23 protein-coding genes and 5 tRNA genes are annotated in these 24,508 nt (G+C 70.7%); 8 read left to right on the forward strand and 20 right to left on the reverse strand.

The window, feature by feature from the left end:
* Positions 1 to 12: 12 nt before the first annotated feature.
* Positions 13 to 1,215, forward strand: a complete 1,203-nt coding sequence (locus tag ACGFNV_RS29980; protein ID WP_393626556.1) for an FAD-dependent monooxygenase — start codon at positions 13 to 15, stop codon at positions 1,213 to 1,215.
* Here the strand turns inward: ACGFNV_RS29980 and thiD are convergent.
* The gene (gene thiD, locus ACGFNV_RS29985) at positions 1,190 to 2,005 is read right to left on the reverse strand and encodes a bifunctional hydroxymethylpyrimidine kinase/phosphomethylpyrimidine kinase (protein ID WP_393626558.1); all 816 of its coding nucleotides are present in this window, start codon (positions 2,003 to 2,005) and stop codon (positions 1,190 to 1,192) included. The genes ACGFNV_RS29980 and thiD overlap by 26 nt on opposite strands.
* Positions 2,002 to 2,967, reverse strand: a complete 966-nt coding sequence (locus tag ACGFNV_RS29990; protein ID WP_133930206.1) for a thiamine-phosphate kinase — start codon at positions 2,965 to 2,967, stop codon at positions 2,002 to 2,004. Before ACGFNV_RS29990 ends, thiD begins: the two co-directional genes overlap by 4 nt.
* A 207-nt stretch (positions 2,968 to 3,174) precedes the next feature.
* Between ACGFNV_RS29990 and ACGFNV_RS29995 the strand changes: the two genes are divergently transcribed.
* Together ACGFNV_RS29995 and ACGFNV_RS30000 are read left to right on the forward strand one after the other, a co-directional pair.
* Positions 3,175 to 3,408, forward strand: a complete 234-nt coding sequence (locus ACGFNV_RS29995) for an Lrp/AsnC family transcriptional regulator (RefSeq protein ID WP_037677600.1) — start codon at positions 3,175 to 3,177, stop codon at positions 3,406 to 3,408.
* 20 nt (positions 3,409 to 3,428) lie between these two features.
* On the forward strand, positions 3,429 to 3,932 hold the full coding sequence (locus ACGFNV_RS30000) for a DUF3515 domain-containing protein (protein WP_393626560.1): 504 nt from the start codon (positions 3,429 to 3,431) through the stop codon (positions 3,930 to 3,932).
* A gap of 24 nt (positions 3,933 to 3,956) precedes the next feature.
* Here ACGFNV_RS30000 and ACGFNV_RS30005 read toward each other — a convergent pair whose 3' ends face one another.
* From ACGFNV_RS30005 to ACGFNV_RS30015, 3 genes are read right to left on the reverse strand one after another with little or no spacing between them, the layout of a single operon-like run.
* The gene (locus ACGFNV_RS30005; protein ID WP_393626562.1) at positions 3,957 to 5,117 is read right to left on the reverse strand and encodes a D-alanine--D-alanine ligase family protein; all 1,161 of its coding nucleotides are present in this window, start codon (positions 5,115 to 5,117) and stop codon (positions 3,957 to 3,959) included.
* Positions 5,118 to 5,176: 59 nt separating this feature from the next.
* Positions 5,177 to 6,187: an NAD(P)H-dependent glycerol-3-phosphate dehydrogenase gene (locus ACGFNV_RS30010; RefSeq protein ID WP_133930203.1), complete on the reverse strand. Its 1,011-nt coding sequence runs from the start codon at positions 6,185 to 6,187 to the stop codon at positions 5,177 to 5,179.
* Complete coding sequence (locus ACGFNV_RS30015; protein ID WP_393626564.1) at positions 6,184 to 6,993, reverse strand: lysophospholipid acyltransferase family protein; 810 nt, start codon at positions 6,991 to 6,993, stop codon at positions 6,184 to 6,186. Before ACGFNV_RS30015 ends, ACGFNV_RS30010 begins: the two co-directional genes overlap by 4 nt.
* Before the next feature lie 144 nt (positions 6,994 to 7,137).
* Here ACGFNV_RS30015 and cofC point away from each other — a divergent pair, with 144 nt between their 5' ends.
* Together cofC and ACGFNV_RS30025 are read left to right on the forward strand one after the other, a co-directional pair.
* Positions 7,138 to 7,776 (forward strand): 2-phospho-L-lactate guanylyltransferase, encoded by a 639-nt coding sequence (gene cofC / locus ACGFNV_RS30020; protein WP_393626566.1) that lies wholly within the window; start codon positions 7,138 to 7,140, stop codon positions 7,774 to 7,776.
* Positions 7,777 to 7,785: 9 nt separating this feature from the next.
* Positions 7,786 to 7,989 carry a hypothetical protein gene (locus ACGFNV_RS30025; RefSeq protein WP_393626568.1) on the forward strand — a complete coding sequence of 68 codons (204 nt, stop codon included), beginning with the start codon at positions 7,786 to 7,788 and terminating at the stop codon, positions 7,987 to 7,989.
* 82 nt (positions 7,990 to 8,071) lie between these two features.
* Here the strand turns inward: ACGFNV_RS30025 and ACGFNV_RS30030 are convergent, their stop codons facing one another.
* From ACGFNV_RS30030 to leuC, 4 genes are all read right to left on the reverse strand, one after another.
* Positions 8,072 to 8,740, reverse strand: coding sequence for an HU family DNA-binding protein (locus ACGFNV_RS30030; protein WP_393626570.1), 669 nt, complete (start codon positions 8,738 to 8,740; stop codon positions 8,072 to 8,074).
* Between the two features lie 137 nt (positions 8,741 to 8,877).
* Positions 8,878 to 9,108 (reverse strand): hypothetical protein, encoded by a 231-nt coding sequence (locus ACGFNV_RS30035; RefSeq protein WP_133930198.1) that lies wholly within the window; start codon positions 9,106 to 9,108, stop codon positions 8,878 to 8,880.
* Positions 9,109 to 9,395: 287 nt separating this feature from the next.
* A complete protein-coding gene (leuD, locus tag ACGFNV_RS30040) occupies positions 9,396 to 9,989 on the reverse strand; it encodes a 3-isopropylmalate dehydratase small subunit (protein ID WP_393626572.1) in 594 nt (197 codons plus the stop codon).
* 6 nt (positions 9,990 to 9,995) lie between these two features.
* On the reverse strand, positions 9,996 to 11,426 hold the full coding sequence (gene leuC, locus ACGFNV_RS30045) for a 3-isopropylmalate dehydratase large subunit (protein WP_393626574.1): 1,431 nt from the start codon (positions 11,424 to 11,426) through the stop codon (positions 9,996 to 9,998).
* 192 nt (positions 11,427 to 11,618) lie between these two features.
* Between leuC and ndgR the strand changes: the two genes are divergently transcribed.
* On the forward strand, positions 11,619 to 12,335 hold the full coding sequence (gene ndgR, locus ACGFNV_RS30050; RefSeq protein WP_007384919.1) for an IclR family transcriptional regulator NdgR: 717 nt from the start codon (positions 11,619 to 11,621) through the stop codon (positions 12,333 to 12,335).
* Between the two features lie 173 nt (positions 12,336 to 12,508).
* Here the strand turns inward: ndgR and ACGFNV_RS30055 are convergent, their stop codons facing one another.
* On the reverse strand, positions 12,509 to 13,009 hold the full coding sequence (locus tag ACGFNV_RS30055; RefSeq protein ID WP_393626576.1) for a DUF4188 domain-containing protein: 501 nt from the start codon (positions 13,007 to 13,009) through the stop codon (positions 12,509 to 12,511).
* Between the two features lie 88 nt (positions 13,010 to 13,097).
* Here ACGFNV_RS30055 and ACGFNV_RS30060 point away from each other — a divergent pair, with 88 nt between their 5' ends.
* Positions 13,098 to 13,742 carry a MerR family transcriptional regulator gene (locus tag ACGFNV_RS30060; RefSeq protein WP_393626578.1) on the forward strand — a complete coding sequence of 215 codons (645 nt, stop codon included), beginning with the start codon at positions 13,098 to 13,100 and terminating at the stop codon, positions 13,740 to 13,742.
* Between the two features lie 43 nt (positions 13,743 to 13,785).
* Here the strand turns inward: ACGFNV_RS30060 and ACGFNV_RS30065 are convergent.
* The 10 genes from ACGFNV_RS30065 to ACGFNV_RS30110 form a co-directional block, all read right to left on the reverse strand.
* Positions 13,786 to 13,858: transfer RNA gene (locus ACGFNV_RS30065), tRNA-Glu, on the reverse strand.
* 28 nt (positions 13,859 to 13,886) lie between these two features.
* Positions 13,887 to 13,958 (reverse strand) — tRNA-Gln (locus ACGFNV_RS30070).
* A gap of 20 nt (positions 13,959 to 13,978) precedes the next feature.
* Positions 13,979 to 14,051, reverse strand: a tRNA-Glu gene (locus tag ACGFNV_RS30075).
* 29 nt (positions 14,052 to 14,080) lie between these two features.
* Positions 14,081 to 14,153: transfer RNA gene (locus ACGFNV_RS30080), tRNA-Glu, on the reverse strand.
* 22 nt (positions 14,154 to 14,175) lie between these two features.
* A tRNA-Gln gene (locus ACGFNV_RS30085) sits at positions 14,176 to 14,247 on the reverse strand.
* 92 nt (positions 14,248 to 14,339) lie between these two features.
* Positions 14,340 to 15,071 (reverse strand): HAD family hydrolase, encoded by a 732-nt coding sequence (locus ACGFNV_RS30090; protein ID WP_393626580.1) that lies wholly within the window; start codon positions 15,069 to 15,071, stop codon positions 14,340 to 14,342.
* A gap of 36 nt (positions 15,072 to 15,107) precedes the next feature.
* Complete coding sequence (locus ACGFNV_RS30095) at positions 15,108 to 17,330, reverse strand: FlgD immunoglobulin-like domain containing protein (RefSeq protein ID WP_393626582.1); 2,223 nt, start codon at positions 17,328 to 17,330, stop codon at positions 15,108 to 15,110.
* Between the two features lie 168 nt (positions 17,331 to 17,498).
* Positions 17,499 to 18,983, reverse strand: coding sequence for a glutamate--tRNA ligase (gene gltX / locus ACGFNV_RS30100; RefSeq protein WP_393626584.1), 1,485 nt, complete (start codon positions 18,981 to 18,983; stop codon positions 17,499 to 17,501).
* Positions 18,976 to 19,752, reverse strand: a complete 777-nt coding sequence (locus ACGFNV_RS30105; protein ID WP_393626586.1) for a fumarylacetoacetate hydrolase family protein — start codon at positions 19,750 to 19,752, stop codon at positions 18,976 to 18,978. Before ACGFNV_RS30105 ends, gltX begins: the two co-directional genes overlap by 8 nt.
* Positions 19,753 to 19,954: 202 nt before the next feature.
* Positions 19,955 to 20,143: a hypothetical protein gene (locus ACGFNV_RS30110; RefSeq protein ID WP_133930191.1), complete on the reverse strand. Its 189-nt coding sequence runs from the start codon at positions 20,141 to 20,143 to the stop codon at positions 19,955 to 19,957.
* A gap of 601 nt (positions 20,144 to 20,744) precedes the next feature.
* Here ACGFNV_RS30110 and ACGFNV_RS30115 point away from each other — a divergent pair.
* Positions 20,745 to 24,500, forward strand: coding sequence for a nitrate- and nitrite sensing domain-containing protein (locus ACGFNV_RS30115; RefSeq protein ID WP_393626588.1), 3,756 nt, complete (start codon positions 20,745 to 20,747; stop codon positions 24,498 to 24,500).
* The last annotated feature ends 8 nt before the right edge of the window (positions 24,501 to 24,508 follow it).

Here is a 24,508-nt window from a genome sequence, read left to right on the forward strand (position 1 = left end):
AGGCTCATGGCCATGACGAACACACACCACCTCGGTCACCTGAACGTCCTGGTCTCCGGCGCCAGCGTCGCCGGCCCCGCCCTCGCCCTGAACCTCGCCCGGCGCGGCGCCCGCGTCACGGTCGTCGAGAAGGCCCCGGCGCTGCGCGGGGGCGGCTTCGCGGTCGACTTCCGGGGCCAGGTCCACCGCAAGGTCCTGACGGCGATGGGCCTCTGGGACGAGATCCACGCCCGCCAGACCCACATGGGCCGGCAGAGCGTCGTCGACGCCGACGGGCACGCGCGCGTGGACCTGCCCTCGGAGATGATGAGCGGCGACGTGGAGATCTTCCGCGGCGAACTCGCGAAGATCATGTACGAGCGCACCAGGGACCGCGTCGAGTACGTCTTCGACGACTCGATCGCCACGCTCACCGACGACGGCGCCGGCGTGGACGTCACCTTCGAACGGAGCACGCCCCGCCGCTTCGACCTCGTCGTCGGCGCCGACGGTCTGCACTCGAACACCCGGCGGCTGGTCTTCGGCGACGAGTCCCGCTACCTGCGCTTCTTCGACCACTACGTGGCCGGCTTCGGCGTCCCCAACGACCTGGGCCTGAACCGCACCGGCCGCCTCTACAGCGAGCCCGGCCGCGCTCTCGCCCTCGGCAACTACGACGGCGACCCCGACCGCGCGGGTGCCCTGCTGGTCTTCCGCTCCGAGCGGCTGACGTACGACCGCCGGGACGTCGCCGGGCAGAAGCGGATCCTCGCCGAACGGTTCGCGGGGATGGGCTGGGAGACCCCGAACGTGCTCAAGGCCCTGGAGCAGGCCGACGACCTGTACTTCGACGCGATCGCCCAGATCCACGTCGACCGGCTCACCAAGGGCCGCGTGGTGCTCCTCGGGGACGCCGGCTACGGGGCCACCATGGGCGGCATGGGCACGGGCGTGGCGATCGTCGGCGCGTGGGTCCTGGCCGGTGAACTGGCCCTCGCGGGCGGCGACCACCGCACCGCGTTCGCCGAGTACGAGACGCGGATCCGGGACTTCGCCAAGGGCTGCCAGAAGATCTCCGGCAACGCGGGCCCGTTCTTCGCCCCGCCCACCGAGCGCGGGATCCGCAGCCGCGACCGCATGTACCGCCTGCTGAGCTCACGCCTGCTGGCCGGCTTCTTCAAGCGGCTGACCGAGAAGGCCGCGCAGGACATCAAGCTCCGGGAGTACCCCGTGTGAGCGCCCACCCGTGGTCCACCGGCCCGATGCCGCCGCCCAGGGCGAACCCGGCCGCGACCGCCCCGGTGACGTACTCCTTCGCCGCCGTCACCGCCTCCGGCACGGACTGCCCCTTCGCCAGGTGCGACGCGATCGCCGAGGCGAGGGTGCAACCCGTGCCGTGCGTGTGCCGGTTGTCGTGGCGGGGTGCGCGCAGCCAGTGCTCGGCGGCCCCGTCGGTCAGCAGGTCGACGGCGTCGCCGGGGAGATGGCCGCCCTTGATGAGCACCCAGCGCGGCCCGAACGCGAGCACCGCCGCCGCGGCCTCCCGCATCCCGGCCTCCGACTCGACCCGTACACCGGTGAGTTGGGCCACCTCGTCGAGGTTCGGCGTGGCGACGGTGGCGGCCGGCAGCAGTTTCGTGCGCACGGAGTCCAGGGCGGAGGCCGCCAGCAGTGGGTCCCCGTGCTTGGAGACGCCGACCGGGTCGATCACGGCCGGCGCGTCCGTCGCCGCGATCAACTCGGCCACCGCCTCGACGAGTTCGGCGGAGGCCAGCATCCCGGTCTTCACGGCCTGTACGCCGATATCGTCGACCACGCTGCGGTACTGGGCCCGCACCGCCTCCACCGGAAGCTCCCAAGCACCCTGCACGCCCAGGGAGTTCTGCGCGGTGACCGCCGTGACGACGCTCATGCCGTGCACACCGAGCGCGAGCATGGTCTTCAGGTCGGCCTGAACGCCCGCGCCGCCACCGGAGTCGGAGCCGGCCACGGTGAGCACCCTGGGCGGGCCTTCGACGGCGCTCACGACTCGATGTCCCCGAAGTGGTCCCAGCCGCCCTTGCTGGTCCACGGGGCCCCGTCGACCGTGACCTGGGGCAGCGCGGAGGGGTTGAGCACCTCGCCGATCACCTTCCAGCGGGCCGGGAGTTTCACGTCCGGCGGGAAGGTCGCCACGATCGCGTGGTCCTCTCCCCCGGTCAGCACCCACTGCATCGGGTCGACGCCGACCGCCTGCCCGATGTCGTTCATCTGGGTGGGGATGTCGATCGCGCCGGAACGGATGTCGATACGGACCTTGCTGGCCTCCGCGATGTGCCCGAGGTCGGCGATCAGCCCGTCGCTGACGTCGCACATCGCGGTCGCGCCGAGACCGGCGGCGGCCGGACCCGCGTGGTACGGCGGCTCGGGGCGCCGGTGCGCCTCGACGAAGGCGCGCGGCGAGCGGAAGCCGCGCGAGAGCACCGCGTACCCGGCGGCCGACCAGCCCAGCCAGCCGGTCACCGCGACGAGGTCGCCGGGCTGGGCGCCGGCCCGGGTGATCGGCTCCTGGTTGCGCAGGTCGCCGAGCGCGGTGATCGACACCATGATGGTGTCGCCCCGTACGACGTCACCGCCGACCACGGAGGCGCCCGCGACCTGGCACTCGTCGCGCAGGCCGTCCATCAGCTCGGTCGGCCAGGTCACCGGCAGTTCGGCGGGGACGACCAGGCCGAGCAGCAGCGCGGTCGGCACGGCGCCCATGGCGGCGATGTCCGCGAGGTTCTGAGCGGCCGCCTTGCGGCCGACGTCGTAGGCCGTGGACCAGTCGCGGCGGAAGTGCCGGCCCTCCAGCAGGATGTCGGTGCTGGCCACGACCCGCCGGTCGGGCGCGGCGACCACCGCGGCGTCGTCGCCGGGGCCGACCCGGACCGCCGGGGTGGTGGTGAGACGGGAGGTGAGCTCCCTGATGAGCCCGAACTCCCCGAGCTCACCAACAGTGCCCTTCATTGCCCTTTCTCCCCTTCTTGTCCCTGTCCGTGCCCGGTCGCGCGCGACCAGTGTCCTCGATACGGTCGAAGTGACCGTCAACTTCTGTCATGCCCGCACCCCGGCGCGTGGGTCCCGGTCCCCGCAGGTCTCCCCGCGGCGAGCGGCGACGCGATACCGTGGCGTTCCTTTTCCCCACATGATCCTCGTGGCCGCCCTGGAGGTTCCGTGGTACAGGCGTACATCCTGATCCAGACGGAGGTCGGCAAAGCGTCGACCGTCGCCGAGACGATCAGCAAGATTCCTGGAGTCGTCCAGGCCGAGGACGTGACGGGGCCGTACGACGTCATCGTGCGGGCCCAGGCCGACACCGTCGACGACCTCGGCCGCATGGTGGTCGCGAAGGTCCAGCAAGTGGACGGCATCACCCGCACCCTGACCTGCCCGGTCGTGCATCTGTAGCCCCCGTCTACCCTTGGCCGGTGCGAACCTTCCTCCGTCACCGGCCTTTCGGACTGCCCGCGCTCGCTCTGTTGATCGCTGCGGCGGGCTGCTCCTCAGCAGACGACAGTGCGTCGACGGCGGTTCCCAGTCCGTCCGCGAGGACCGTGAAGCTGTGCCGGACCCTGGACGAGGCGCTGCCGTCCAAGGTCGACGGTCAGGGTCGCCGGGACCCCGAGCCCGAGTCCGCGCTGACCGCGGGTTGGGGGAACCCGCCGATCATACTGCGCTGCGGTGTTCCGCGACCGCCGAAGATGATCGACCCGAAGGTGGCCGAGGGGCACGACCCGGACGCGGTCGCGGGCGGCGTGAACGGGGTCGACTGGCTCATGGAGCAGCAGGGCGACGGGGCGTACCGCTACACCACGGCCAGCCGCCAGGCGTACGTCGAGGTCACCGTGCCGAAGGGGCGGGACAGCTCGGCTGCGCTGATCGACCTGGCGTCAGCCCTCAAGAAGGCGATCCCCGAAGGGATCGCCGACTGAACGATACTGCTGAACGGTTCGGCCCTACCGGAGCCCGGTGGACCGCCTCAGTGCCGCCTGCACCAGCCTGTCCACCAGCTCCGGGTAGCTGATCCCGCTCGCCTGCCACATCTGCGGGTACATGGAGATCGGCGTGAAGCCGGGCATCGTGTTGATCTCGTTGATCACGAACTCGCCGTCCTCGGTGAGGAAGAAGTCCGCGCGGACCAGGCCCTCGCAGGAGGCCGCCTCGAAGGCGTCGACCGCGAGGCGCTGGACCTCGGCCGTCTCCTCCGGCGTCAGGGGCGCCGGGACGATCCCCGGGGTCGAGTCGATGTACTTGGCCTCGAAGTCGTAGTAGGCGTGGGCGTCCGGCGGCGGGATCTCCGCGGGGGCCGAGGCCCTCGGGCCGTCCTCGAACTCCAGCACCCCGCACTCGATCTCGCGGCCGCGCAGCGCCGCCTCCACGAGGATCTTCGGGTCGTGCCGCTGGGCCTCGGCGATCGCCTCGTCCAGGCCGGAGAGGTCGTCGACCTTGGTGATGCCGATCGAGGAACCCGCGCGCGCGGGCTTCACGAACAGAGGCCAGCCGTGCTCGCCTGCGAGGTCGATGATCTTCTTGCGGGCGGCCGGCTCGTCCTGCTCCCACTCGCGCGGCCGGATCACCACGTACGGCCCGACCTTGAGGCCGAACGAGGTGAACACCCGCTTCATGTACTCCTTGTCCTGGCCGACGGCCGAGGCGAGCACACCCGAGCCCACGTACGGGACACCGGAGAGCTCCAGCATGCCCTGGAGGGTGCCGTCCTCGCCGTACGGGCCGTGCAGGACGGGGAAGACCACGTCGACCTCGCCGAGCGCCTTGGGCACGGAGCCCGGCTCGGTGTAGACGACCTCGCGGTTCGCGGGGTCGACCGGGAGGACCACGCCGCCCCCGCCCGACTCGACCAGTTCCTCGACCTCGGGCGTACGGCGCTCGGTGATCGCCATCCGCTCCGGATCGTCGGCGGTGAGCACCCAACGCCCCTCGCGCGTGATACCGATCGGCAGGACCTCGTACTTGGTCCGGTCGATGGCCCGCAGGACGGCGCCGGCGGTGACCATGGAGATCCCGTGTTCGGAGCTGCGTCCGCCGAACACGACGGCCACCCGCGGCTTGCGGGACGACGGCTGCTCAGGGCTCTGGGGCAGGTTCTCGGTGCTCATATCGCGTTGAGGGTACCCGGTGGTAGGGCCCCGAGGCAGCGTGCCCCGGCCGGGTTCGCTCAGCGTCGTTCCGGTTTCGCGCTGCGCGACATGAGCTCCTTCAGCGCCACCACCGGAGGCTTGCCCTCGTGCACGATGCCGACGACCGTCTCGGTGATGGGCATGTCGACGCCGTGCCGGCGGGCCAGATCCAGCACGGACTCGCAGGACTTGACGCCCTCGGCGGTCTGCTTGGTGACCGCGATCGTCTCCTGGAGCGTCATGCCCTTGCCGAGGTTGGTGCCGAAGGTGTGGTTGCGCGACAGCGGCGAGGAGCAGGTCGCCACCAGGTCGCCCAGGCCCGCGAGTCCGGAGAACGTCAGCGGGTCGGCGCCCATCGCCAGGCCCAGGCGGGTGGTCTCGGCGAGGCCGCGCGTGATGAGCGAGCCCTTGGCGTTGTCGCCGAGGCCCATGCCGTCCGCGATGCCGACGGCGAGACCGATGACGTTCTTGACGGCGCCGCCGAGTTCACAGCCGACCACGTCGGTGTTGGTGTACGGGCGGAAGTACGGCGTGTGGCAGGCGGCCTGGAGCCGCTGGGCGACGCCCTCGTCGGTGCAGGCGACCACGGCGGCGGCCGGCATCCGGGCGGCGATCTCCCGGGCCAGGTTGGGGCCGGTGACCACGGCGACGCGTTCGGCGGGGACCTTGGCGACGTCCTCGACGACCTCGCTCATCCGCATGGTCGTACCGAGTTCGACGCCCTTCATCAGCGACACCAGGACGGTGTTCCGCGCCAGCAGCGGCGCCCACTCGGCGAGGTTGGCGCGCAGCGTCTGCGAGGGGACGGACAGGACCGTGAAGTCGGCGCCCGCGGTGGCCTCGGCCGCGTCCGTGGTGGCCCGCATGTTCCGCGGCAGCTCGACACCGGGGAAGTAGTCGGGGTTCGCACGGGCGGAGTTGATCGCTTCGACGACCTCCGCCCGCCGGGCCCACAGGGTGACCTCGCACCCCGCGTCGGCGAGCACCATGCCGAACGCGGTGCCCCACGAACCGGCGCTGAGGACCGCCGCCTTGACCGGGTTGCTCACGTGCCCTGCCCTTCCACCTGCGTACCCGGGGACTGCGCCTGTGCTTGCGTGTGTGTCTGTGCCTGCGCAGTCTGCGCCTGGGTGCGACGCCGCTGCTCGATCCGCTCCCGGCGCGGGTCGTAGGGCGTCTCGGGGGCCTTCTCGCCGCGGATCTCCTCCAGCTGGGCGGTGATCGCGGCCATGATGACCTCGGTCGCCTCCTTGAGGACGTCCGCGGTCATCTCCCTGCCGTAGAAGCGCGAGAGGTCCACGGGCGGCCCCGCCAGTACGCGGTGGGTCTTGCGCGGGAAGAGCTGGGGCTTCTTGGCGTACGGCGGCAGCAGCTCGTTGCAGCCCCACTGGGCCACGGGGATCACCGGGCACTTGGTCTGCAGGGCCACGCGCGCGGCGCCCGTCTTGGCGGTCATGGGCCAGCCGTTGGGGTCGCGGGTGAGGGTGCCCTCGGGGTAGAAGGCGACGCACTCGCCGCGCTCCACGGCGTCGATCGCGGCCCGGAAGGCACTGAGCGCGTCCGTGCTCTCGCGGTAGACGGGGATCTGCCCGGTGCCGCGCATGGCGGCGCCGACGAATCCCTTGCGGAAAAGGGCGCTCTTCGCCAGGAATCGCGGAACCCGTCCGGTGTTGTACTGGTAGTGCGCGTATGCGAAGGGATCCACGTACGAATTGTGGTTCACCGCGGTGATAAATCCGCCCTCGGCCGGAATGTGCTCCATTCCGCGCCAGTCCCGCTTGATCAGAGCCACCAGCGGCGGTTTGCAGATCACCGCGGCGAAGCGGTACCAGAAGCCGATTCTGCGGCGGGGCACGCGAACACCTTCCTCTTGGGCCTGGGGGGCCGCACAAGTGTCGCCCCAGGCCGCCGGTCTGTCGAGAACACCGTACGCCCCGACCCCCGCGCGCCCCGATGGCCCGGGGGACAATGTCCGCGACGAGAGAGGGACGGTACGTCGGTGCAGTGGACCTTGGTCATACCCCTGAAGCCTCTGGCGCGAGCCAAGAGCAGGCTCTCGGACACCGCTTCCGACGGGCTGCGCCCGGGGCTGGCCCTCGCCTTCGCCCAGGACACGGTGGCGGCCGCCCTGGCCGCGCCTCCTGTGGCGGATGTGGCAGTCGTCACGAACGACGCCCTGGCGCGTCGCGAGCTGGCGGCGCTGGGCGCCCGGATCATCCCCGACGAGCCGAGCGACGGCCTGAACGCCGCCCTGGCGCACGCGGCGGCCGTCGTCCGCGGTTCACGCCCCGAAAGCCCGCTGGCGGCCCTCAACGCCGATCTGCCCGCCCTGCGCCCGCTGGAATTGGCCCGGGTCCTGGACGCGGCCGCGGAATTCCCCCGGGCTTTTCTCCCCGATGCGGCCGCAATCGGCACCACTCTGCTGGCCGCCGGCCCGGGCCGCGAATTGCTCCCGGCATTCGGCACCGATTCCCGGGCCCGCCACCGCGCGTCCGGGGCGGTGGAACTCCGTCTGGACGTGGTGGATTCGGTACGGCAGGACGTGGACACCGGGGACGACCTGCGTGCGGCGCTGGCGCTGGGGGTGGGTCCCCGGACGGCGGCGGCGACCGCGCGCCTGTTGATCCCGGGGCAGTAGGCTGCAGCCATGCAGGCCACCGCATACACGTACGACCCCGAAACCCGCAGCGGGCAGGTGCTGCTGGACGACGGCACCCCGGTGCCCTTCGACGCGCCGGCGTTCGACGCGGGCGGCCTGCGGCTGCTGCGGCCCGGGCAGCGGGTGCGCATCGAGGTGGAGGGCGCGAAGGACGACCCGCGCATCACCTTGGTGACGCTACAGACACTCTGAGTGACCGACCCCGGACACGCCGCGGGCCGGGCTCCCGGAGGAGTCCGGCCCGGCGCGTGAGTGCCCTTGTGGCCCTGCGCCCTTACGACTTGCGGGCGGTGGCCTTCTTGGCGGTGGCGGTCTTGCGAGCCGTCGACCGCTTGGCCGGGGCCTTCTTGGCCGTCGTCTTCTTCGCCGGGGCGCTCTTGGCCGTGGTCTTCTTCGCCGCCGTGGTCTTCGCCGCGGAGGTCTTCTTGGCGGCCGCTCCGGTGGTCTTCTTCGCGGTCGCCTTCTTCGCCGTGGTCTTCTTCGCCGCGGCGGCCCCGGTCGTCTTCTTGGCCGTGGTCTTCTTCGCCGTCGTCTTCTTCGCGGCCGCGGCCCCCCTCGCCGGGGCGGCCTTCTTCGCGGCGGCCTTCTTGACCGTCGCGGAAGCACCGCCGGTCAGGCTGCCCTTGGGCGCCTTCTTGACGGCGACCTCGCCGCCGCGCGGGAGCTTCTTCGAGCCGCTGACCAGGTCCTTGAAGCCCTGGCCCGCACGGAAGCGCGGCACCGAGGTCTTCTTGACCCGAACCCGCTCGCCCGTCTGCGGGTTGCGGGCGTAGCGGGCCGGGCGGTCGACCTTCTCGAACGAACCGAAGCCGGTGACCGAGACCCTCTCCCCCGCGACGGTCGCGCGGACGATGGCATCCAGGACCGCGTCGACAGCATCGGCGGCCTGCTGACGGCCGCCCATCTTGTCGGCAATCGCTTCTACGAGCTGCGCCTTGTTCACGTCTTCCCCTTCGGAGACATCGCCAGAACGAAAGTGTTCAAGCTTTTTCGCACGTTAGGCAGATATATACCGCAAATCAAACACGAAACGGGCTAATCACCCGTTGTGCCCCTGCGGACTCGACTGTCCTGGTCCGTTCAGCGTTCCTCGTCGGGGATTCGTCCCTCGTCCAGGTCCTTCATGAACCGCTCCAGACGCCTTGTCGCATCGGCGAGATCGTGCTTGGCCGCGGCCGTAATGACCAGCAGCTTCCGGGTCAGCGCCATCCGTACGCCCTCCGGGACTTGCAGTGCGCGCACCCTTGCGTGCGCTTCCTTGAGTTGGACCGCGACTGCCGCATAGAGCTCGAGTTGGCCGTCGTGTTCCATGCACAGATTGTGCCATCTGGGGCGAGTTGTCGCCCGCTCAGGGTGCAACTCCTGCCTCTAACGGCCCTTTCAGCGCTGTCGGAAGTCACGTCCTCAACACTCGCGTACCCCGGCAACAAGGCCCTTAACGTGGGAAGTTGGCAGAGCACGCGCGGGCGGGCGGGGCCGTTCGGGTGCAGAAACAGCTGTACCCCCGATCGGGCTGATCAGGGGTACAGCGGGGGTGTTGAGGTGGCCGAATCTCGACTTGCGCGGAGCGATCAAGCCTGCCGCTCACGCCGGTCGGATCATGCCTGGAGCGTCCGCGGCTTGCAGGACGGGCGCTTGGCCTCGTACGCGGCGATGTGGTCCTCGTTCTGGAGCGTGATGGAGATGTCGTCCAGCCCGTTCAGCAGCCGCCAGCGGGAGTTCTCGTCGAGCTCGAAGGAGGCGGTGACGCCCTCGGCCAGCACCTCGCGACTCTCCAGGTCGACCGTGATCACGGCCTGCGGGTCCCGCTCGGTGAGCTCCCACAGCGCGTCCACGATCTTCTGCTCGAGAACCACCGTGAGCAGGCCGTTCTTGAGCGAGTTGCCGCGGAAGATGTCGGCGAAGCGGGAGGAGATGACCGCCTTGAAGCCGTAGTTCTGCAGCGCCCAGACGGCGTGCTCACGGGAGGAGCCGGTGCCGAAGTCGGGGCCGGCGACCAGGACGGTCGCACCCTCGCGCTCGGGCCGGTTGAGGACGAAGTTCTCGTCCTTGCGCCAGGCCTCGAACAGCCCGTCCTCGAACCCGTCCCGCGTGACCTTCTTGAGCCAGTGAGCAGGGATGATCTGGTCGGTGTCGACGTTGCTGCGGCGCAGCGGGACGGCCCGGCCGGTGTGCTTGGTGAATGCTTCCATGACTGATCAGACTCCAGCGGGCGTACGGGTGGCGGCGTCGGACAGGTCGGCCGGGGAGGCCAGGTGACCCAGGACCGCCGTCGCGGCGGCGACCTGCGGCGACACCAGGTGCGTACGACCGCCCTTGCCCTGCCGGCCCTCGAAGTTGCGGTTGGAGGTGGACGCGGAGCGCTCACCCGGGGCCAGCTGGTCGGGGTTCATGCCCAGACACATCGAGCAGCCCGCGTGCCGCCACTCGGCGCCGGCCTCCTTGAAGACGACGTCCAGGCCCTCGGAGACGGCCTGCAGACCGACCCGCGCGGAGCCGGGCACGACCAGCATCCGTACGCCGTCGGCGACTTTGCGGCCCTTGAGCAGCTCGGCGGCGGCGCGCAGGTCCTCGATGCGGCCGTTGGTGCAGGAACCTACGAAGACCGTGTCCACGTTGATGGAGCGCAGCGGCTGTCCGGCCTCCAACCCCATGTACTCCAGGGCCTTTTCGGCGGCGTAGCGCTCCGAAGCGTCTTCGTACGAAGCCGGGTCGGGGACGGACGCCGAAAGCGGCGCGCCCTGGCCGGGGTTGGTGCCCCAGGTGACGAACGGCGACAGTTCGGCGGCCTCGATGACGACCTCGGCGTCGAACTCGGCGTCCTCGTCCGTCCTCAGCGTCTTCCAGTACGCGACGGCGGCGTCCCAGTCCTCGCCCTGCGGGGCGTGGACGCGGCCCTTGAGGTACGCGAAGGTGGTCTCGTCGGGGGCGATCATGCCCGCGCGGGCGCCGGCCTCGATCGACATGTTGCAGATGGTCATCCGGGCCTCCATCGAGAGCTTCTCGATGGCCGCGCCGCGGTACTCCAGGACGTAGCCCTGACCACCGCCCGTACCGATCTTCGCGATGATCGCCAGGATCAGGTCCTTGGCGGTGACTCCCTCGGGCAGTTCGCCGTTGACGGTGATGGCCATGGTCTTGGGCCGGGTCATCGGCAGCGTCTGCGTGGCCAGCACGTGCTCGACCTGAGAGGTGCCGATGCCGAAGGCCAGACCGCCGAAGGCGCCGTGCGTGGAGGTGTGGGAGTCGCCGCACACGACGGTCATGCCGGGCTGGGTCAGACCCAGCTGCGGTCCCACGACGTGGACGACGCCCTGCTCGACGTCGCCCAGCGGGTGCAGGCGGACGCCGAACTCGGCGCAGTTCTTGCGCAGCGTCTCCAGCTGGACGCGGGAGACCGGGTCGGCGATCGGCTTGTCGATGTCGAGGGTCGGGGTGTTGTGGTCCTCGGTCGCGATGGTGAGGTCGAGGCGGCGGACCCGGCGACCGTTCTGGCGCAGACCGTCGAAGGCCTGCGGGCTGGTCACCTCGTGCAGCAGGTGCAGATCGATGAAGAGGAGGTCGGGCTCGCCCTCGGCGCGCCGGACGACGTGGTCGTCCCAGACCTTCTCCGCGAGTGTCCTACCCATCGCTTTCCCTCCGGCCGGAAAAGGTGCACCGGCCACAACTAGAGATCTTGAGGAGACGGTTCCGCCCGCGCCCCAGTTATCGGGCGTCCGCCACCGCGCCCGTCGGTCTGCGGGCCGCTGTGTATTCCAGGGTGGCGTGTTCCACGGAAAATTGAACTTGCGTTTCACAGAGTGAGACGTGAGTATCGTTTCATGGACAACAGTAGCGGCGTCGGCGTTCTGGACAAGGCGGCCCTCGTCCTGAGCGCTCTGGAGTCCGGTCCGGCCACCCTCGCGGGCCTGGTCGCGGCCACCGGACTGGCACGACCCACGGCCCACCGCCTGGCCGTGGCACTGGAACACCACCGTATGGTGGCGCGCGACATGCAGGGCCGTTTCATTCTCGGCCCGCGGCTGGCCGAGCTGGCCGCGGCCGCCGGCGAGGACCGTCTCCTCGCGACCGCGGGACCGGTGCTCACCCATCTCCGCGACATCACCGGCGAGAGCGCGCAGCTCTACCGCCGCCAGGGCGACATGCGCATCTGTGTCGCCGCGGCGGAGCGGCTGTCCGGACTTCGGGACACGGTCCCGGTCGGCTCGACGCTGACGATGAAGGCGGGCTCCTCGGCGCAGATCCTCATGGCCTGGGAGGAGCCCGAGCGCCTGCACCGGGGCCTGCAGGGCGCCCGCTTCACGGCGACGGCCCTGTCGGGCGTACGGCGCCGCGGCTGGGCCCAGTCCATCGGCGAGCGCGAGCCGGGCGTCGCCTCCGTCTCCGCCCCCGTCCGCGGCCCCTCCAACCGCGTGGTGGCCGCCGTCTCGGTCTCCGGCCCCATCGAACGCCTGACCCGCCACCCGGGCCGCATGCACGCCCAGGCAGTCATCGACGCCGCGGCCCGCCTGTCGGAGGCGCTGCGCCGCACGGGCTGACGGTCACGACGAAAACCGTCGGAAAGAGGCGGCCTCAACGCCGCGGCAGCCTCTTCCCGACGGCTCGGTGACCCACCCAGGGGCGCGGGCTGTATCGGTGTGCGGCTCCGCCGCGTGGGCGCGCCAAGTCACCCACATCTCGCACCCGCCACCCAACGCGCGCCCCCCGGCGATCAGGCGCCCCGCCGAAAAGCGAACCGCTCCCTCGCCCGCCGCCCCCGACTCTCGACCGGCAACACCCCCGTGGCTGCCGCGAGGCCGAAGGGCGGCATGTCGATGTAGATCGCCTCGTAGGACCCCTCGGGCACGACATACGTCTCGTGCCACAGCCCCACGTGCCCGCGCACCTTCCCCGCCCGCTCCTTGCGGTTGATGATCGACCACGCCCGGTGATGGAACATGTCGGGCGAGGCCGCGTACGCGTACAGCTTCTCCTTGGACTCCCAGTACTGGACGACGTAGTACGTCCGCGGTGAGGCCGTCAGCAGTACGCGCCCCAGCAGCCCCCGGCCCGGGTCCCGCGCGAGCTCCGTCAGCATGCGGAGCATCGCCAGGAAGACCGGCACCCACTGGTGCACCGCCCAGAAGTGGTTGACGCGCATCCCGATCAGCAGGACCACCACATCCCCTTCGGCAGCGGCGGTCGTACGGCCCAGCACCGGTTTCCCGAACATGCCCGTCCCCCTGTTCCCGATCGGATAGCGGAACTATCCCCCGAGGCGATGCTTGGATAGTGGCACTGCCCAAGGAGAGGCGCAAGAGATGCGGCTGGCGGAGCTGAGTGAGCGCAGCGGAGTGTCCACGGCGACGATCAAGTACTACCTGCGCGAGGGGTTGTTGGCGCCCGGCCGCCAGATCAACACGACCACCGCCGAGTACGACGAGGAGCATCTGCGCCGGCTCCGTCTGGTGCGCGCGATGATCCAGGTCGGCCGGGTGCCGGTGGCGACGGTCCGCGAGGTGCTCGGGCACGTCGACGACGACTCCCTGGGCCGCACCGTCCGCCTGGGCGCCGCGCTGTGGGCGCTGCCGCAGATTCCGGAGCCGGACGCGGAGGACGAGTACGTCCGGGCCGCGCACGAGGAGACGGAGGAGCTGCTGGGGGCGCTGGGCTGGTCGAACGCCAAGGCGCTGGTCACCATCTCGCCCGCCTACCGCTCGCTGGTGGTGGCGGTGGCCGCGATGCGCCGGCTCGGCTACGACTGGAGTCCCGAACTCCTCTCCTCCTACGCCCGGTTGATGCACCAGGCGGCCGTTCTCGACCTGGACTTCCTGGAGACGTTTCCGACGGAGGCGGAGAAGGTCGAGATCGCGGTTCTGGGAGCGGTCCTCGTCCAGCCGATGCTTCAGTCGCTGCACCGGCTGGCGCAGGAGGAGGAGTCGGCGCGGAGATACGGCTTCGAGTAACGGCGAAGGCCCTCCACCGAAGTGGAGGGCCTTCCCTGTGACGTACCCCCGACCGGATTCGAACCGGCGCTACCGCCTTGAGAGGGCGGCGTGCTAGGCCGCTACACAACGGGGGCGTGGACTCTGCGTTTCCGCAGGTCCGAGCTGGTCTACCTGGACTCGAACCAAGACTAACTGAACCAGAATCAGTCGTGCTGCCAATTACACCATAGACCAATGTGGTTTAGACCAGTCAGTACCCCCGACCGGATTCGAACCGGCGCTACCGCCTTGAGAGGGCGGCGTGCTAGGCCGCTACACAACGGGGGCCCTAGCGATCCCGAGTTGATCGAGATCAGTACCCCCGACCGGATTCGAACCGGCGCTACTGCCTTGAGAGGGCAGCGTGCTAGGCCGCTACACAACGGGGGCGGGTGCAGATGAGCTCTGCGAGCTGGCCTACCTGGACTCGAACCAAGACTAACTGAACCAGAATCAGTCGTGCTGCCAATTACACCATAGGCCACTGGAACGCAAGCCCCTGAGGGGATCTTGTTCTAGCTTGCACCCCCGGGTTTCCGGCCTTTCGGCCCGCTCTCCGGCGGCGCAGGAAGAACATTACCCGAAGGTGGACGGGGCTCCAAAACGACTATCCGTGCCGAGGATCGCGGGAAGTTCGGCGAGGGTGGCGATCCGGTGCCGCCCCGAGGGCAGTTCGACGGTGGCCGTACCGCCGAAGCGGTCGATCCACACGGAGAGCAGACCGGCGTCCGCGGAGCCCTGCCCGTCGATCTCCGGGTGGTCACCGACGTACGCCACCTGGTGCGGGGGCAGGTCGAGGGCCTCGCACGCGGCGAGGAAGGCGGCGGCCTGCGGTTTGGAGACGCCGAGCTCGGCCGCGCACAGGATCGCCTCGAAGCGGTCGTGCACGCCCAGGACGCGCAGCTTGCGGTCCTGGACGTGGATGCTGGAGTTGGAGAGCACCGCGTGGCGGTGGCTGGCGGCGAGCGCGTCCAGGACGGGCAGGACGTCCGGGAAGAGGGCCCAGGCGGCCTCGTAGTGGCCGATGTAGCGCTCGAACCAGTCGTCGGCCTCGGCGTCGGTCATCCGCCGGTCCAGGAAGACCCGTACCCGGTCACGGCGCTGCTCCTCCCACGTGAGCTCTCCGGCGGAGAAACGCGCCCACTGCTGGTCGGTGACCTCCCGCCACAGGGTGAGCGCCGCCTCCGGGGTGCCGTACCCGTCCAGCAGGCCCTCGGAGGCCAGGTGGCTGCGCATGCCCTCGCGGTCCGCGGTCGTGTAGTCGAAAAGGGTGTCGTCGACGTCCCAGACCACGGCACGGATGCTCATGGGTCGACGGTAACCCGCCGACCCGGAGGCTGTCCGTCAGTTGACCGTGGTCGTGCCGGTCGCGGTGAGGGCGGGACCCTCGTTGTCGCGCGGCTCGGCGGTGAGTTTCCAGGTGTACGTGCCGGTGACGCGGCGGCCGTCGTCCCCGTAGCCGTCCCAGGTGGGGCGGACCGCGGCGCCCTTGGTGCTGCCGGTGACGGTGCGGACCACCGTGCCGCTGCTGTTGCTCAGGGTGAGCGTCCAGGTGGCGGGCTTGTTGAGCTGCCAGACGGGCTGCCAGGGGTTCGCCTTCGTCGGCCCGCCCGGCACCGCGTCGGCCTGGGTCTCCATCTGCGCCAGCGTCGACGCGGGGACGCCGCTGGGGACGATCGAGACCTCTCCGTACGTGCCGTTGAGGTAGGCGATGTGGCCGCCGAAGCGGTCGACGGCCCAGCGGCCGTTGCTGCCTCCGGTGTTCTGGTCCGCGCTGGGCAGCTTGACCAGCGTGCGGGTGGTCGCCGTTCCGGTGTGGAAGTCGGTGAGCAGCAGTTCGTGGGTGGTGCGGTTCTCGCGGACCAGGAAGCCGTCGGCGAGGCGGGCCGGGCCCAGGTCGGCCGGGACCGTGATCCTGCGGTTGGTCGCCCGGTCGTAGACGCCCGCGGTGGAGCCGCAGGACCAGTACAGCCAGGTGTTGACGGCCTGGATGTCGGTGGGGGTGCACGCGGCGCCCGTGGCGATGGTGGCGACCGTCTGGCCGGTGTTGAGGCGCGTTCCGACGACGGAGCCCTGGGCGGTGCCCGGGGTCCAGAGCACCTGGCCCCAGACGGCGGCGGCGGTACGGGCGCGGCTGAGGGCGGTCTGGCCGTTGGTCGTGCCGCTCGGGAAGTCGATGACCTTCTGGGTGCCGGAGCCGCCGTTGTAGAGCACGTAACGGCCGGTGCCGCCGGGGATGCGGCCGTGGGCGTCGCCGCCCGTGGGCGCGTTGCGGACGGTCGTGGTGTCGAGGCCGACGTCGAGGACGGATTCCTGGCCTTCCGCGCTGGTCCACAGGGAGGAGACGCGGCCGTCGCCCAGGGCCTCCAGCTGGGGGCAGGCGGCGTCGCCGGTGAGGCAGGTGGCACCACTCAGCGCCGGGCCGCGGGGGGTCTGCTGACCGGTGGGCCGACCCGTGGCGTCCAGCTGGAAGCTGCTGAAGCGGTAGGAGCCGGCTGCGTCGGGTGTCGCGCCGTACAGGAACAACTCGCCACCGGCGACGGCCAGTCCCTCGACGCCGACCGCGGTGGCCGGGACCTGGGCGACCTTCTCGGTGGCGGCCCCGCCGTCCTGGGTGGGCGTGATCCGGTGGACGTTCCAGTCGAGGCTGGAGGGGCCGGCGGTGGCGAGGGCACCGCCGTCCAGGGTCGGACCGATTCCGCCGAACGACGAGCTGAGCAGGGTGGTGTCGGCGCCGGTCACGAGGGAGCGGGCGGTCAGGGAGGGCTGGGTGCCGGCCTGGACGAAGTCCGGGTTGCCGATCAGGAGTTGATCACCGACCACCGCTTCGAGCTGGGCGCCCAGTCGGGTGTGGGCCGTGGGCTGGGTGCCGGGCTCGGCGTCGATGCGGATCGACTTCCAGTCGGCGACGAGCCAACGGTCGTTGAAGACGACCTGCGGGTCTTCTTCGGTCACGCCGGTGACGTAGGTACGGAAGGCGCCGTCCTCGAGGTCGACGAGTCCGACAGACGTCTTCCCGTCCAGCTTGTAGACGACCGCGAGCCGGCGGACCGAGCCGCCGAGGACGTAGCCGGTGGGCTCGGCGCCCGTCGGGAGGCCGGAGACCGGCAGATCCGCGGTGCTGCCGTCAGGAGCGGCGCGCAGCACGTGCAGGGCACCGCTGGGGTCCCGGGTGAGCACGCTCCAGCCCGCGGCGGACCGGTAGGTCTGGCCGGACGGGATCGCGAGGGTGGCGGTCACGCCCGTGGACTGGTGCTTCTGCGTGACGGTGGAACCGCTGACGGTGGTGACGACGTCGGTACCGGTGGCCAGGTCGTCCGGCCCGGGGTGCGCGGGCGGGACGAAGTCCGGGTAGCCGACCCAGGTGCTGGTACCGCCGGAGGCCCCCGTGTACCGGAATCCGGACGCGCCCGCCCACGTGTACCTGATCTCCTGCCGCTTCTCCGAGCTGAGCCGGACCGTGCCCACAGACGGTCCCGCGGCCTGCGCGGGCGTGATCGGCAGGGCGCACGTCAGGGCCACTGCCCCGATGAGCGCCGCCTTGGCAAGTCTTCCGGAACGAGTCACGTTCCCCTCCCCCTGCAACACAGGGTGCACACGCGCTTCATGTGCACAGGGAACAGCCAACTTGCGCTCAGTGAGCGGTAGTTGACCTGAAGGGTGAACTCCGGGTGACGGATGGGTGGACGCGCGAAGGGCGGCGCCCGAACCGGACGCCGCCCTTGTGTGAACGCGCTACGCGGCCAGCTTCGCCACCGCCGCGTCGATGCGGGCCAGCGACTTCTCCTTGCCAAGCACCTCGAGGGACTCGAAGAGCGGCAGGCCGACCGTGCGGCCGGTGACGGCGACACGGACCGGGGCCTGGGCCTTGCCGAGCTTGAGGCCGTGGGCCTCGCCGGCGGCCAGGACGGCCTCCTTGAGGGACTCCGGGGAGGCCCAGTCGGCCGTGTCGAGCTTCTCGCGGGCCGTGCGCAGCAGGGCGTCGCTGCCCTCCTTCATGGCCTTCGTCCAGCTCGCCTCGTCGAAGACCGGCTCCGGCAGGAACAGGAAGTCGACGTTCTCCGTGATCTCGGCGAGGACCTTCAGGCGGGTCTGGGCGTGCGGGGCGATCGCCTGCCACTTGGTCTCGTCGAAGTCCTCCGGCGCCCAGGTGGCGAACGGGGCCTTCAGCCACGGGCGGCAGCGCTCCGTGAAGTCCTTCACATCGAGCAGGCGGATGTGGTCGGCGTTGATCGCCTCGCACTTCTTCAGGTCGAAGCGGGCCGGGTTGGGGTTGACGTCCTTGATGTCGAAGGCCGCGACCATCTCGTCCATCGTGAAGATGTCCTGGTCGGCGGAGAGCGACCAGCCGAGGAGCGAGAGGTAGTTGAGCAGGCCCTCCGGCAGGAAGCCGCGCTCCCGGTAGAGGTTCAGCGACGACTGCGGGTCGCGCTTGGACAGCTTCTTGTTGCCCTCGCCCATCACGTACGGCAGGTGCCCGAACCGCGGGGTCTGCTTGGCGATGCCCAGCTCGGTCAGCGCCTTGTACAGGGCGATCTGGCGGGGGGTGGAGGAGAGCAGGTCCTCGCCGCGCAGGACGTGGGTGATCTCCATCAGGGCGTCGTCGACCGGGTTGACGAGCGTGTAGAGGGGGGCGCCGTTGGCACGGACGATGCCGTAGTCCGGAACGTTCTCCGGGGTGAAGGTGAGCTCGCCGCGGACCAGGTCCGTGAAGGTGATCGTCTCGTCGGGCATGCGGAACCGGACGATGGGCGTGCGGCCCTGGGCCCGGTAGTCCTCGACCTGCTCGGCACTCAGGTCGCGGCAGTGGCCGTCGTAGCCGGAGGGCTTGCCGGCGGCGCGGGCGGCCTCGCGGCGGGTGTCCAGCTCCTCCTGGGAGCAGTAGCAGTGGTAGGCGTACCCGCCGTCCAGGAGCTTGGCGGCGACGTCCTTGTAGAGGTCCATGCGCTGCGACTGGCGGTAGGGGGCGTGGGGGCCGTCGACCTCGGGGCCCTCGTCCCAGTCGAAGCCCAGCCAGCGCATCGCGTCGAGCAGCTGCCCGTAGGACTCCTCGGAGTCGCGGGCCGCGTCGGTGTCCTCGATGCGGAAGACCAGAGTGCCCTGGTGGTGCTTGGCGAACGCCCAGTTGAACAGGGCGGTGCGGACCAGGCCCACATGGGGGTTACCGGTGGGCGACGGGCAGAAACGGACGCGTACGGGGGAGCCGGGTGCGCTAGCCACGCTTGACAACCTTGTTGGTGAGAGTGCCGATGCCTTCGATGGTGACGGCGACCTCGTCGCCGACGTTGAGGGGGCCGACCCCTGCCGGGGTGCCCGTGAGGATCACGTCGCCGGGGAGCAGCGTCATGGCCTCGGTGATGTTGACGATCAGGTCCTCGATGGAGTGGATCATCTCGCTGGTGCGGCCGAGCTGCCGCTGCTGACCGTTGACCGTGAGCTGGATGGTCAGGTCGGCGGGGTCCAGGTCGGTCTCCACCCAGGGGCCGAGGGGGCAGGAGGTGTCGAAGCCCTTGGCCCTGGCCCACTGCTTCTCGCGCTTCTGGACGTCGCGGGCGGTGATGTCGTTGGCGCAGGTGTAGCCGAAGATCACGTCCTTGACGCGCTCGCGTGGGACCTCGCGGCACATGCGGCCGATGACCACGGCCAGCTCGGCCTCGTGGTGGAGTTCCTCGGAGAAGGACGGGTACTGGATCTCGTCGCCGGGGCCGATGACCGAGGTCGCGGGCTTGAAGAAGGCGAACGGGGCGTCGGGCACCTCGTTGCCCAGCTCGCGCGCGTGCTCGGCGTAGTTGCGGCCGAAGGCGACGACCTTGTTGGGGAGCACCGGCGGCAGGAGCCTGACCTTGCTCAGCGGGACCTTCGTACCGGAGAGCTCGTGGTCCGTGAACGGGATGCCCTTGATGATGTCGAGGACGAGTTCGTCCTGCTTTTCGCCCTCGACCGCGCCGAAGGCGACGTTCCCGTCGATGGAGAACCTGGCGATGCGCACGGGTTGTTTGGCCCCTTGACTGAGCTGGCTGGAGTCTGACGCTCCAGGCTAACGCGGCAGGAGGGCCGTGCCCCGCGCATTACGCGGGGCGTCTCCCCGGCGGGAGGGCGTGCCCGGGACGGAGGAAGGGCGCCCCCGCGGTCGGGGGCGCCCTTGATCTCCGTGTCGGGCCGCCTTGAGCGTTCGGCGGCCCGGGTGCGTACTACTGCGCGGAGGCGGCCGCGACCGGGGCCTCCATGAGGACGGTGCGCCTGGGATTGGCGGTCTGGGAGGGGAGGTCGACGGAGTGCTCCGGCTGTTCCGGCGTCTGCAGCGCGTCGGCGTCCTCGAGGTGGGCCAGCGTCGTGCGTCGCGGGTTGGCTATGGTGCGGAACATCGTCGTCGTCTTCACGGTTGTACTGACCCTGTCGTGTTCGGGCGCGTGGCGGGTCCAGGGACCTTCGCTTCAGCGCGGGTTGTCGGATTTGCCATCTCTGTAAAGCGTCAGGCTAAACATGCGATTCCCCGGGAAGACGTGAAGGGCTCATGATCAGCGTGTGAGTTTGCTCACGAATCTTCAACCAAAGCGGTCAATTCAGGCCCTCAACCGACCGCTACGAAACGGACATTGACGCCCTGAAGGCATCATTCCGCTCCTGATCATGGCGACTGGGACACGTGCCGGGTCGAGTCAGTATGCTGCCATACGTCCTTTATGGATGAGATCGGCTTCTACGGCTCGTAACGTACCCCTCACGCGGTGTCATGGATGTCACAGCCTGGCCAACTGGCCTTGTTGGAGATCCTGCACTGTGCTGGAATCTCACGGACCGCCGCAGGATCGAGCCGGCGCACAGGGGGCGCTCAGCAGCGCCGAGTGGCGGCGGGATAGGGGGAGCCAGCGCCGGTCACTCAAGACCACCCGGGGAGCGCATTCAGGGCGCCCCCCAATACGCCGACACCCGTCCTTCCGTTCACGCGGAGGGGCGCCTGGTCCAGAGGTTGCGACGCTAGTGCAGGGACGTTTCAAGAGGGATGGCAGTGCTTCGGCGGAGCCGGAGCCGCATGGCGGGACTGGCCCCAATGCCGGCAGTTCCTCGCCCCAGCACGCCCAGGGTCCGGCCCCGACCGGTGACAGCGGCGAGCGCAAGGGTCGCCCCGGCGCGCCCACGGCACCGACCCCCTCGGTACCGACGGTCAAGCCGCCCGTGGGCCCGACCGGCCCCGGCTCGCGAATAGCTCTGCGCAACTGGCGCATCTCCACGCGTCTGGTGGCGCTGCTCACGCTGCCCGTGGTCGCGGCGACCACCCTGGGCGCGATCCGTATCAACCAGTCCATGGACGACATCCAGCAGCTCGACAACATGAAGCTGCTGACGGACATGACCAAGCAGGCCACCGCACTGGCCACCGCGCTCCAGGAGGAGCGCGACCAGTCCGCCGGTCCGCTGGCGCACGGCTCGACGTCGACGAAGTACACGATCAAGGGCTACCGGGACAAGACCGACCGGGCCGCCGACAACTTCATCAACGCCTCCGAGGAGATCGACGCCTCCAGCAAGGACGGCAATCTCCAGGGCGTCCGCGAGAGCCTCGTCGGCCTCGTCGGTGAGATCGGCGACATCGCGAAGTTCCGCAACACCGCCTACCAGGCCAGGGGCAACTCCACGCAGACGGTCGAGGCCTACCACCGCCTCATCACCCACCTGCTGGAGCTCTCCCAGGACATGGCCGAGGCGACCAGCAACCCGGAGATGATCAGCCGCACCCGTGCCCTGGCCGCGTTCTCCTCCGCCAAGGAGTACGCCTCCATCCAGCGCGCGGTCCTCGCGGCGGCGCTCCCCGCCAGCAACACCACCTACGGCGACCTCTCCGACAACGACCGGCTCTACGCCGAGTCGGCCCTGGAGAGCGAGGAGTCCGAACTCTCCAGCTTCCGCAGCATCTACGGCGACGACGGCGCCGAGGAACTGCTCAAGCCCATCGAGGACGGCAACCCCACGATCGAGGCCGCCGACACCTACGCGACCCGCGCCTTCGCCCAGGGCGGTCTGCAGTCGCTGGACAAGCGGTCGTACAAGGACTGGGTCGACGACGCCTCGACCAAGATCGAGGAGATGCAGAAGATCGAGCACACGCTGCTCGACGACATGGAGCAGAAGGCGCGCGAGCTGCGCAGCGAGTCGGAGCGCGAAGCGATCATCTCCGGTGCGCTGATCCTGCTCGTGCTCGGTGTCTCGCTGGTCGGCGCGTTCGTCGTGGCCCGCTCCATGATCCGCTCGCTGCGCCGCCTCCAGGAGACCGCCACCAAGGTCGCCCAGGACCGCCTGCCCGAGCTGGTCAAGCAGCTGTCGGAGTCGGACCCGCAGGACGTGGACACCTCCGTCGAGTCCGTCGGTGTGCACTCCCGGGACGAGATCGGCCAGGTGGCCGCGGCCTTCGACGACGTGCACCGCGAGGCGGTCCGCCTCGCCGCCGAGCAGGCCCTCCTGCGGGGCAACGTCAACGCGATGTTCACCAACCTCTCGCGCCGCTCCCAGGGCCTCATCCAGCGTCAGCTGTCGCTGATCTCCGAACTGGAGTCCCGCGAGGCCGACCCGGACCAGCTGTCCTCGCTGTTCAAGCTCGACCACCTCGCCACCCGCATGCGCCGTAACGGTGAGAACCTCCTCGTTCTCGCCGGTGAAGAGCCCGGCCGTCGCTGGACCCGACCGGTCCCGCTGGTCGACGTGCTCCGCGCCGCCGCGTCCGAGGTGGAGCAGTACGAGCGCATCGAGCTGGCCGCCGTGCCGACCACCGAAGTGGCCGGCCGCGTGGTCAACGACCTCGTGCACCTCCTCGCCGAGCTGCTCGAGAACGCCACCTCGTTCTCCTCGCTGCAGACCAAGGTCAAGGTCACCGGTCACGCGCTGCCCGACGGCCGCGTCCTGATCGAGATCCACGACACCGGTATCGGCCTCTCCCCCGAGGACCTCGCGGCGATCAACGAGCGGCTCGCCTCGCCGCCCACCGTGGACGTCTCCGTCTCCCGACGCATGGGCCTCTTCGTGGTCGGTCGTCTGTCGCAGCGCCACGGCATCCGCATCCAGCTGCGCCCCTCCGACTCCGGTGGTACGACCGCGCTGGTCATGCTGCCCGTCGACGTCGCCCAGGGCGGCAAGAAGCCGCAGCCCAAGCCCGGCCAGGGCGGCTCGTCCGGCGGTCCCGCCGCCGCGCAGGCCGCCGCCGGTGCGGCCGCTGCCCGTCGCCAGGCCGGTCAGGCCGGTGGTGGCGCCCTCGGCGGCGGTGCCTTCGGCTCAGGTGCGCCGGGCGGTGCCCTCGGTGGCGCTCCCGCCTCCGGCGGTGGCCTTCTCGGCGCCGGTCAGGGCCCGCGGGCCGCGCTGCCCGGTGCGGGCCAGGGCGGCCGTCCGGGTGCGCCGGGCGCCCCGCGCGGACCCCAGACCCCGCCGCAGCAGGGCCGTCCGGCCCCGGCCGGCGCGGGTGGCTTCGGCCAGGCGCCGGGTGCGCCGCAGGGCCTGCAGGCCGCCGGTACCGGTGGGCCGGGCCAGGACGCCTTCGCGCCCCGCAACCCCGTCTCCCCGCAGCGCCCCGGCAACGACGGCGAGCAGCAGCAGGGCGGCCGTACGCGCCGTCGGCCGCAGCTCCCCGGCCGCGGTGGTGCGCGCGCCGAACTGCCGGGCGGCAACCAGCAGCAGCCTCGCACGCCCAGCTGGGGCGACGAGAACGCCCAGCCGCCGGTGCCGCGTGCCTCGCTGGACGCCCCGCGCGGCCACGAGGAGCCGGACGTCTCGCAGACCGCGCCGATGCCCCGCATCGACGACCGGCAGGGCCCGGGCTCGACCTCCGAGTTCCCGGCGGTCCCCCGGCTCGACGACCGGCAGGGCCCCGACGCCCGCCAGGACTTCAACCGCCCGGGTGCGAACGCGCCGCAGGGCACGGGCCAGTTCCCGCGCCCCGACGCCGACGCCCCGCGTCCGGCCGTGAACGGTTCGCAGGACAGCAACCAGTACGTCCGCAACGACATCTTCGGGACGCCGGGCGGCACGGGCCAGTTCCCGGCTCCGCAGGGCTACGACAACGGCTCCACGGGCCAGTTCCCCGCGCCGGGCCGCGACAGCTCGTCCATGGGTCAGCAGCAGGCGACGGGCTACGACGCCTCCGCCACCGGCCGCCAGAACCCCGCCTCCACCGGGCAGTTCGAGCGGCCCCAGGTCAACGGCTCCCGCGGTGGCTACGGCTACCCGCAGCCGCCGGCGCCGCAGCAGCGGCCCGCCGCCCGCCCCGAGCCGGAGGCGCTGCCGCCGGCCTCCGGTCCGGGTGACGGCCGTACGCCGCTGTACGACACGCTGGAGACCAACTGGTTCCGCGGCCAGCAGCAGGCGGACAACGGCAACGGCTCGGCGCAGGCCCCGCAGCCGCCCGCCCCGGCCGCTCCGGCTCCGGCACCCGCCGCACCTCAGCGTCCCGCCACACCCTCCGGCTGGCGGACATCGCCGAACGATGAACTCGTCCGGCAGGCCGAACGCGTCCGGCAGCCCGCCGCAGGTGGCATCACCACCTCCGGCCTGCCGCGTCGGGTACCCCGGGCCAACCTCGTCCCGGGCACGGCTCAGCAACAACAGCACCAAACCGGTCCGCAGGTCTCGCGTGCGCCTGACGACGTTCGCGGCCGGCTGACCAATCTCCGTCGGGGTATCGCGCAGGGTCGCCAGGCCGGCAACGGCCAGACCGGCAGCTTCCCGAGCCCCACTCACCAGCAGGAGCGTTAGTTGAGCCA

The organism is Streptomyces sp. NPDC048751 (assembly GCF_043198595.1).
Taxonomy (GTDB): Bacteria; Actinomycetota; Actinomycetes; order Streptomycetales; family Streptomycetaceae; genus Streptomyces.

Coding starts and splice junctions, on each gene's coding strand:
- ACGFNV_RS30025 (WP_393626568.1), top strand. CDS start 7,786: ATGCAGGCCACCGCATACACGTACGACCCCGAAACCCGCAGCGGGCAG.
- leuD (WP_393626572.1), bottom strand. CDS start 9,989: ATGGAAGCATTCACCAAGCACACCGGCCGGGCCGTCCCGCTGCGCCGC.
- leuC (WP_393626574.1), bottom strand. CDS start 11,426: ATGGGTAGGACACTCGCGGAGAAGGTCTGGGACGACCACGTCGTCCGG.
- ACGFNV_RS29990 (WP_133930206.1), bottom strand. CDS start 2,967: ATGAAGGGCACTGTTGGTGAGCTCGGGGAGTTCGGGCTCATCAGGGAG.
- ACGFNV_RS30060 (WP_393626578.1), top strand. CDS start 13,098: ATGCGGCTGGCGGAGCTGAGTGAGCGCAGCGGAGTGTCCACGGCGACG.
- ACGFNV_RS30055 (WP_393626576.1), bottom strand. CDS start 13,009: ATGTTCGGGAAACCGGTGCTGGGCCGTACGACCGCCGCTGCCGAAGGG.
- ndgR (WP_007384919.1), top strand. CDS start 11,619: ATGGACAACAGTAGCGGCGTCGGCGTTCTGGACAAGGCGGCCCTCGTC.
- ACGFNV_RS30035 (WP_133930198.1), bottom strand. CDS start 9,108: ATGGAACACGACGGCCAACTCGAGCTCTATGCGGCAGTCGCGGTCCAA.
- ACGFNV_RS29980 (WP_393626556.1), top strand. CDS start 13: ATGACGAACACACACCACCTCGGTCACCTGAACGTCCTGGTCTCCGGC.
- ACGFNV_RS30005 (WP_393626562.1), bottom strand. CDS start 5,117: ATGAGCACCGAGAACCTGCCCCAGAGCCCTGAGCAGCCGTCGTCCCGC.
- ACGFNV_RS30090 (WP_393626580.1), bottom strand. CDS start 15,071: ATGAGCATCCGTGCCGTGGTCTGGGACGTCGACGACACCCTTTTCGAC.